The organism is uncultured Rikenella sp. (assembly GCF_947628055.1).
Classification (GTDB): domain Bacteria; phylum Bacteroidota; class Bacteroidia; order Bacteroidales; family Rikenellaceae; genus Rikenella.
In genome coordinates, this window is sequence record NZ_CANQYJ010000114.1 from 1 (window position 1) to 7,839 (window position 7,839).

Consider the following 7,839-nt stretch of genomic DNA (forward strand, 5'->3'; position numbering starts at 1 on the left):
AAGGAGTAGCGCAGCTATCTGAAAGTTTCTTTGGTTCTTTCTTTTCAAAGAAAGAACAGTCACTCACAGTAGGGTAGGAAATAAACGAACGATTAAAAATAATAAATAAAAATGAAAAAGATACGAATAGGGAACGGATTCGACGTGCACGCAATGGCAGAAGGGTTACCCATGTGGCTCGGCGGCATACGCATTGAACATAATAAAGGCTTTGTAGCCCACTCCGACGGCGACGTTTTGATCCACGCCCTATGCGACGCCCTGCTCGGCGCCCTTGGATTGGGAGACATAGGAGTTTATTTTCCAGATAATGCACAGGTATTCAAAGGGATAGACAGCAAAGTATTACTCAAGAGATGTATGAAATTAGTGCATGAGAAAGGTTATATTTTAGGAAACGCCGACTGCACGATACTGGCACAGGCGCCGAAACTGCGACCATATATCGACCGGATGCGGGAGACGCTGGCCCCGATCCTGGATGTTGCCGCCGAAGACATTTCCATCAAAGCGACCACCACCGAACGGCTCGGATTCACCGGTCGGGAGGAAGGGATCGCCGTGTACGCCACTGCCCTGCTCTACCTCCAATAGCACACCACTCTCCGAATAAGCAAGAAGGGCGCCCTGAAAAATCAGGGCGCCCTTCCCATTAAGTAAAGAGAAAGACCTACTTAACCGTATTCATGTGCTGAATGAGTTCCACCACCTTATTGGAGTACCCCCATTCGTTGTCATACCACGAAACGACTTTCACAAAGCGCGGAGTCAGCTGAATACCAGCCTTCGCGTCGAAGATCGAAGTACGCGCATCGCCCAAGAAGTCGCTCGAAACGACAGCATCTTCGGTATACCCCAGAATGCCTTTCAGTTCGCCTTCCGAAGCCTCCTTCATCGCCTTGCAGATTTCGTCATAGGTCACATCCTTGGCCAGGTTGCAAGTCAAGTCCACCACCGAGACATCCAGCGTCGGCACGCGCAGCGACATACCGGTCAGTTTCCCGTTGAGCGCCGGAATGACCTTCCCCACCGCCTTGGCAGCACCGGTCGATGACGGAATGATGTTCCCCGAAGCAGCCCGTCCGCCACGCCAGTCCTTCATCGACGGTCCGTCGACAGTCTTCTGCGTAGCCGTGGTCGAATGAACGGTAGTCATCAACCCGTCCACCATTCCGAACTTGTCATTCAGCACCTTGGCGATCGGCGCCAGACAGTTCGTGGTGCACGAAGCATTGGAAACAATAGTCTGTCCTTTGTATTCCTTGTTGTTTACCCCCATCACGAACATCGGGGTATCGTCTTTCGACGGAGCCGACATCACGACGCGTTTCGCCCCAGCCTGAATATGTTTTTCAGCCAGTTCCTTGGTCAGGAACAGACCGGTGGATTCCACCACATACTCAGCCCCTACTTCGTTCCACTTCAGGTTTGCCGGATCTTTTTCAGCGGTCACGCGAATGGCCTTGCCATTCACCACGAGTTTCCCGTCTTCGACGGCAATCGTCCCCTGGAAATGTCCGTGCATGGTGTCGTATTTCAACATGTACGCCATGTAGTCCACCGGCACCAGGTCATTGATCCCCACGATTTCGATATCGTTTTTGGTCATTGCCGCGCGGAACACCAGACGGCCGATACGGCCGAAACCGTTGATACCTACTTTGATTTTAGACATAACTTTTGAGTTTTTTATTGTGTTTTGGTAATTCCCGATCCATCAGCCTCCGCACGCCGCCCCCGCCAGAAGAGAAAAGCAGCCCGGCGCAACCTACTGTTCCGACTGCAATTTTAATAAAATTTTTAAAACCGCACAATTTTTGCGTCCCCTTTCCACCGCCAGGAGAGGGAAAATTCACCTTACAGCCGCTCGTCCACCAGATAACGGTTCCGCTCCGGCGCCGAACGGTTGACCATCTCGCCCAGAAATCCCGCCAGAAAAGTCTGCACCCCCAACCCCACCGCCAACAAAGCGATATAGAACAGCGGCTGGTCCGTCACCGGCCGCAACGGCAGCCCCTGCCCCTGCAAGCAGAGCTTTTCGGCAATGAGCCACACCGTAATAATCAGCCCCACCAGGAACATCACCGTCCCCAATCCCCCGAAAATATACATCGGCCGCCGCCCGAACCGCGTCATAAAGAGCACCGTCAGCAAGTCGATATACCCCTTGATCATCCGCTCCCAGCCGAACTTCGAGACCCCGAACTGCCGCGCCCGGTGCTGCACCACCTTCTCGCCGATCCGCCGGAACCCCGCCTGTTTGGCCAAGATCGGAATAAAGCGGTGCATCTCGCCATAGACCTCGATCGACTTAACCACCTTGTTTTTATAGGCCTTCAGCCCGCAGTTGAAGTCGTGCAGCCGGATCCCGCTGGCGCAGCGCGCTGTGAAGTTGAAGAACTTCGACGGCAGGGTCTTGCCCACCGGATCGTACCGCTTCCGTTTCCACCCCGACACCAGGTCATACCCCTCCTCCGTCACCATGCGATACAGTTCCGGAATCTCGTCCGGCGAATCCTGCAGGTCGGCATCCATAGTAATCACCACCTCTCCCTGCGCCGCCTCGAAACCGCAGTACAAGGCCGGCGATTTCCCATAATTCCTGCGGAACCGGATCCCGCGGACAGTTTCCGGATACCGTTCCTTGAGCCGCGTAATGACCGTCCACGAAGAGTCCGTCGATCCATCGTCCACGAAAATCGCCTCGTAGGCGAACCTCCGTTCCCCCATCACCCGGTCGATCCACTCCATGAGCGGCACGAGCGACTCCTCTTCATTATATACCGGAATAACTACCGAAATATCCATAAGCGTACCCTCTATTTAACCGTCCGGTGGCGAACGATCGCCGAAGTGAACAACGCCAAGAATCCGCCCTGAAGCGACATGGCGATCATATTGGCGAAAATCACCACGAACAGGTTGTGCATCAGCGCCATCCCCTCCCGCACCTGTTCGGCGGTCATCAGTCCCGACGAGACATACAATTCAGCCACGCGTTCCATCCCTTGTGCGAAATACCGGGGATCGACCACCTCCGTCATCAGGAAATACCCCGCCCCGTACACAATCCCGCTCAGCAGCGAGACCAGGATCGAGAATCCGAAAGCCCGTCCGTAGGTAAACCCGCCCGGCCGCAGCACCGGATCCGGCGGACACAGCGCCGCCGCCCGCCGCCCGTATACAATCAGCACCGCCACGATCACCGCGAAACCGGCAAACGAGAGCAGCCCCGACAGAAAGCCCCCCGGCAGATCCCGGGCCAAGTATTGGAGCACAAGAACAACGAACATCGCTAGTCCCAGCACCATACCCGCCGTGAGCAATTCTCCCCTGTATTTCTTTTTGCGCGTTTGTTCGTCCATAAGTCTTTAGAATTCGAGCTCCCTCAACCCCTGCCGCACGATTTCCACTTCGCCGTTCTTCGTACAGTCGACGACAGTCGAGGCATAGACATCCCCGATTCCCCCGTCCACCACGGCGTCCACCGCCGGATAGCGTTCCCGGATCAGCTCCGGGTCGGTGATGTATTCGATTTCATCCCCCACATCGTCCGTCCGCACCGAAGCGGTCACCAACGGCATCCCCAGCTCCCGCACGATGGCCTGCGCGATGGAGTTGTCCGGAATGCGCACCCCGACGGTCTTGCGCCCGACCATGACCTTTTCCGAAATCCTCGACGAAGCCGGCAGGATAAACGTAAACGGCCCCGGCAGATTCCGTTTGAGCAGCTTGAAGACCAGATTGTCCACCTTGGCATACTCCGCCGCCTCGCCGATCTCGGCGCAGACGATAGCCATCTCCGCCGCATCCTTTCCGCCGCGGATCGTCCGCAGCCGCTCGATCGCCTTGGGCTGGTCCAGAGCACACCCCAAAGCATACACCGTGTCGGTGGGATAGACAATCACCCCTCCCCCGCGCAAAACGTCAGCCACCTGCCGCACCGTGCGTTCGTTGGGATTCTCGGGGTATAGTTTGATAATCATAACACAAAGTTATCAATTTTTGACAGAGTACATGCAATATGAAAAAAGCCTCCGGCATATCGCATCCGAAAGCTCCCTATTTTCCTTTAATATTACCACACCAGACTTCACTCCCGGCCGGTATTACTTTCCGGAAGCGCTCCCGGCCACAGTCTCTTTATACAGTTTCCACATTCCGGGCCGTCCCACCGGCGAGCCGACTAATAGAATGCGGTCATCGCGCCCGAGCAAAAAAGTATGGAACGCCGGATCGGCCGGCAACGGATTCTTCCGTTCAAAATCTCCGTTCCGATCCACCCATACCGGCCGATCGAAATCGTACAATGTCAACTGTTGCTCCAACACGGCAGTATCTTTCGGATGAAAAATAAAAACGAGCCGCAAGCTATCCGGAGTTACTATCGAATCGAGCTGACGCATATAATGTTTCCAAACCAACAGATCTTTGAGCCGGCAACCGTCGCACTGGGTCGAATTCATATAAACCACCAGTTTATACGGTTCGGCAAAATTTCCGTCGAGCACCGTATCGCGATCCAACACCCGGGCCTGCAACTCCTCCGGAAAAACGATCGTCGACCCTGTCAGATCGGCAATCGTACGACGCATTTCCCTCGAACCGCACCCGGTCAGGAATACGAATGCCGAGAGGGCTATACCCGCAATCAGTATCCGTCCCATCAGATGACATCCTGAAACAACAGCACCGGATTCATCCCCTCCGCATTGGCCGCCATCACCGAATCCAACACCGCATTTGACTCGCCCTTGCTCTTCAGCCCCTCGCTCCATATTTCCAGAACGTTTTCCGAAACCTCATGTACGATCCGCCGGTCCTGATTCTCCAACAAGCCATACCCCCCGATCCGGCAATTCGGCGAACCGAACAACTGAGTCCAACCGAGACTTTTCACCTCACCCGTCCGCATATCGATCATCTGGCCAAACCCCGTTTTAAAAGAAATTCCTTTAGCAAAAAGATACGGTCCCACCTGCCCCACATCGGTCACATGATAGGTCTTCTGATCCCGGCGAATCTGATCCTCATCCAGCTTTTCAGTCAATTGGGTTTCGGACAATCCTTCATCGCCCCAATCCAGTCTGTACCTCGGTTCAAATTCGCCAGTCCCTCCATTCAAGGCATAGACTATATAATCGAAAGGCCGGCTCAGCCATACGGTTCTTCCATTCGTAGAGATCAACTTCCCGGCTAACATCGCCGGACAATCGGAACGATGCGGCAATATCGGGGTTTCCTCTTCCGAAGGAACAATACGTGTAACGGTGTTCCCCTGCAACGAACAATCGATTCCGTACAAGTATTCGTCGAAACATGCGATTTCCATCAAACATTTCGAGACCCGTTTCTCGCGCAGGAACTTCCCGTCCCGATCGAACCAGAGTAGTTTTCCCGGCTGATCGGCACAGAGAATCAGTTCATTACCGGCATTATCTATCGTACAATCCCCCACCTGGACATATTCTCCCGGCCCTTTCCCGAGCCGTTTGATCTGCGCAAGGCAGTTCCCGGTCGTGTCGAAGATCACCGCCTGTTGTCCCCGCCGGTCAAAAATCACGAAACGATCGCCCCAATCGATAATCCGATCGATCCGGTTCAACATTACCCCTTTCAGCACCACCAACCGATCGTTCGTGAAATGCTGCGACATCTCCTCGTCGGTCATTTGTTTGCCGGATTCAATGGGAATAACAGGGACTTCGACGGGTTTTGATTTCGGGGAAGAACAGCTACCAAATCCCAAAACAAGCCCCATTCCACAAAGAATGTAAGTAAGTTTCATAAGCATCATTCTTATTATTCGTAGATTCAACACAATAAAATTTGTCACTATATCGTACGACATAGTGACAAATTCAAATTGCTTATAACGAGTTATTCGGTGTAAAGCAATCCTGAGACAGAGATGCAGTATGCGTACACCATTCTGTTCCATTCCCCCAACAAGTCGTTTCAATTACATGCGGACGACAAAGCACACCTCCTCCTGCGTTAGAATATTCCCCATACGATTCTGTTGTTGTTTTAGTATTTACATATCCCGCCTCTACCTCACCGTCCGCCATGGCCTCGATATTGGCCAGCATCAGGTCGGATACCGTTTCCGAACGTTGTACTTGCTGGGAATTCAGATAAGCCCCGCCCGCCAGGGCAATCGCAACGGCTCCGACAAACATTTTTTCGTCTACTTTATAATGGTTTATTTAAAAATTAACAATCGCCTCCGGTTTACACCGGACACTATCCCAAATATAACACAAAACATCCGAAATAACAAAACAATAACTCCCCGAATCCCATTCCGGTTCCGAAACGAACCGATTTGCTTTCATTCTGAAAGCAAGAAATATTCAGAAACAAAAAGTGGGCAAGCTACTTGCATCGCACCGCTGCGACCGCCTACCCTTGCTGCCTTCCGGCCCTGGGGGATTCAGCAGGAGCTGGTCGTACAAGACTTACCCACGGCACAAAAATACAGCAATTTTCGGACTTCCCCAACCCCGCCCGGCGATTTTCGATTTTTGCGTACCTTTGGGTTCGCAAAACAACGCAACCGCTTATGGCAAAAAACAAGACCACCCGCCGCAAAAGCTCCGCAAAGGGCAGGCACAGGAGGCTCTCGGCCCGCGGCATCGCAGTGATCGCGGCGCTGGCCGCCATCCTGCTGGTGATCGCCGGCGCTTTCGGCTGGAAACAATACGACTACCGTTTCGGCACCGCTATCGTCAGGGACGGAACAGTCCAGGTGCCTACGGGCACGACTTTCGCCGGGCTGGGCCGGATGCTGGCCGACAGCGGCTATGTGAAAAATCTCCGCAAGTGGAAATCCTATGCACGGTCGAACGGATTGGACAGCGTGAGAGCGGGGAGTTACACGCTGCGGAGCGGCATGTCGTACCGCGCGGCGCTGACCGGCTTTTTCTATGGCCGCCAAACTCCGGTGCGGCTGACATTCAACAACATCCGCACGATGAACCGGCTGGCGGGGGTGGTGTCGAAATACATCGAGGCGGATTCGGCGGCGATCCTGCGGACGCTGACCGATCCGACGGTCATCGCCGAGGCGGGATTCTCGCGGGCGACGTTCCCCTCGCTCTTCATTCCGAACACTTACGAGGTCTACTGGACAATAACCCCGCGCGAGTTCGTGGCGCGGATGCGGAAGGAGCATGATCGGTTCTGGAACGACGAACGGCTGGCCAAAGCGAAGGAGTTGGGCTACACGCCGGAACAGATCGCCACGATCGCGTCGATCGTGATCGAGGAGACGAAATTCAAGGGGGAGATGACGCAGGTGGCGGGGGTGTATATCAACCGGCTGCGGGCGGGAATGCCGCTCCAGGCGGATCCGACGGTGAAGTTCGCGCTGGGCGACCCGTCGATCCGGCGGGTGCTGAACAAACACTTAGCCTACGATTCGCCGTACAATACTTATAAGTATGGAGGATTACCGCCGGGGCCGATCTGCGTGCCGCCGATCGTGGCTCTGGATGCGACGCTGGCCTATGCGGATGCGGACAAAAAGCACGATTATTATTATTTCTGTGCCAAGGCGGATTTCTCGGGACGCCATGCTTTTGCCCGGACTTTACCGGAACATAACCGCAATGCGGCGGCTTATACGACGGAACTGAACCGACGAGGTATCCGATAATAATCGTTCGGTTAATTGACCATATTTGCGGCCATATCATTAGTCCTATATTCTATATTCAATGAGTTGGGATATCGAGAAACATTATTTATCTTTGTTTAATGAAGTTACGAAAAGAGTGTAATTTATTGGAAATGAGCGTAGGTTAATTGCTCTTGATAGTAATAGGTTACGATTTA

General features: G+C 53.8%; 9 protein-coding genes and 1 other RNA gene. 2 read left to right on the forward strand and 8 right to left on the reverse strand.

The annotated features are described in order from the left end of the window. The first annotated feature begins 111 nt into the window (after positions 1–111). On the forward strand, positions 112–594 hold the full coding sequence (gene ispF / locus Q0Z93_RS08980; RefSeq protein ID WP_298064724.1) for a 2-C-methyl-D-erythritol 2,4-cyclodiphosphate synthase: 483 nt from the start codon (positions 112–114) through the stop codon (positions 592–594). A gap of 76 nt (positions 595–670) precedes the next feature. Here ispF and gap read toward each other — a convergent pair whose 3' ends face one another. From gap to ffs, 8 genes are all read right to left on the reverse strand, one after another. After that, positions 671–1,675, reverse strand: coding sequence for a type I glyceraldehyde-3-phosphate dehydrogenase (gap, locus tag Q0Z93_RS08985; protein WP_298064729.1), 1,005 nt, complete (start codon positions 1,673–1,675; stop codon positions 671–673). Positions 1,676–1,857: 182 nt separating this feature from the next. After that, positions 1,858–2,808 carry a glycosyltransferase family 2 protein gene (locus Q0Z93_RS08990; RefSeq protein WP_298064731.1) on the reverse strand — a complete coding sequence of 317 codons (951 nt, stop codon included), beginning with the start codon at positions 2,806–2,808 and terminating at the stop codon, positions 1,858–1,860. Positions 2,809–2,819: 11 nt separating this feature from the next. Then, positions 2,820–3,365, reverse strand: a complete 546-nt coding sequence (locus Q0Z93_RS08995; RefSeq protein ID WP_298064732.1) for a DUF4199 domain-containing protein — start codon at positions 3,363–3,365, stop codon at positions 2,820–2,822. A gap of 6 nt (positions 3,366–3,371) precedes the next feature. Further along, complete coding sequence (locus Q0Z93_RS09000) at positions 3,372–3,986, reverse strand: L-threonylcarbamoyladenylate synthase (RefSeq protein ID WP_298064733.1); 615 nt, start codon at positions 3,984–3,986, stop codon at positions 3,372–3,374. Positions 3,987–4,109: 123 nt separating this feature from the next. Beyond that, positions 4,110–4,667, reverse strand: coding sequence for a hypothetical protein (locus Q0Z93_RS09005; protein WP_298064735.1), 558 nt, complete (start codon positions 4,665–4,667; stop codon positions 4,110–4,112). Further along, positions 4,667–5,671: a 6-bladed beta-propeller gene (locus Q0Z93_RS09010; protein ID WP_298064736.1), complete on the reverse strand. Its 1,005-nt coding sequence runs from the start codon at positions 5,669–5,671 to the stop codon at positions 4,667–4,669. Before Q0Z93_RS09010 ends, Q0Z93_RS09005 begins: the two co-directional genes overlap by 1 nt. 199 nt (positions 5,672–5,870) lie before the next feature. After that, positions 5,871–6,182 carry an NVEALA domain-containing protein gene (locus Q0Z93_RS09015; protein ID WP_298064739.1) on the reverse strand — a complete coding sequence of 104 codons (312 nt, stop codon included), beginning with the start codon at positions 6,180–6,182 and terminating at the stop codon, positions 5,871–5,873. Between the two features lie 186 nt (positions 6,183–6,368). Further along, positions 6,369–6,467, reverse strand: an RNA gene (gene ffs / locus Q0Z93_RS09020) — signal recognition particle sRNA small type. A gap of 98 nt (positions 6,468–6,565) precedes the next feature. Here ffs and mltG point away from each other — a divergent pair. Continuing rightward, positions 6,566–7,660, forward strand: a complete 1,095-nt coding sequence (gene mltG, locus Q0Z93_RS09025; RefSeq protein WP_298064741.1) for an endolytic transglycosylase MltG — start codon at positions 6,566–6,568, stop codon at positions 7,658–7,660. Positions 7,661–7,839 lie beyond the last annotated feature (179 nt).

Coding starts and splice junctions, on each gene's coding strand:
- ispF (WP_298064724.1), top strand. CDS start 112: ATGAAAAAGATACGAATAGGGAACGGATTCGACGTGCACGCAATGGCA.
- gap (WP_298064729.1), bottom strand. CDS start 1,675: ATGTCTAAAATCAAAGTAGGTATCAACGGTTTCGGCCGTATCGGCCGT.
- Q0Z93_RS08990 (WP_298064731.1), bottom strand. CDS start 2,808: ATGGATATTTCGGTAGTTATTCCGGTATATAATGAAGAGGAGTCGCTC.
- Q0Z93_RS08995 (WP_298064732.1), bottom strand. CDS start 3,365: ATGGACGAACAAACGCGCAAAAAGAAATACAGGGGAGAATTGCTCACG.
- Q0Z93_RS09000 (WP_298064733.1), bottom strand. CDS start 3,986: ATGATTATCAAACTATACCCCGAGAATCCCAACGAACGCACGGTGCGG.
- Q0Z93_RS09005 (WP_298064735.1), bottom strand. CDS start 4,667: ATGGGACGGATACTGATTGCGGGTATAGCCCTCTCGGCATTCGTATTC.
- Q0Z93_RS09010 (WP_298064736.1), bottom strand. CDS start 5,671: ATGACCGACGAGGAGATGTCGCAGCATTTCACGAACGATCGGTTGGTG.
- Q0Z93_RS09015 (WP_298064739.1), bottom strand. CDS start 6,182: ATGTTTGTCGGAGCCGTTGCGATTGCCCTGGCGGGCGGGGCTTATCTG.
- mltG (WP_298064741.1), top strand. CDS start 6,566: ATGGCAAAAAACAAGACCACCCGCCGCAAAAGCTCCGCAAAGGGCAGG.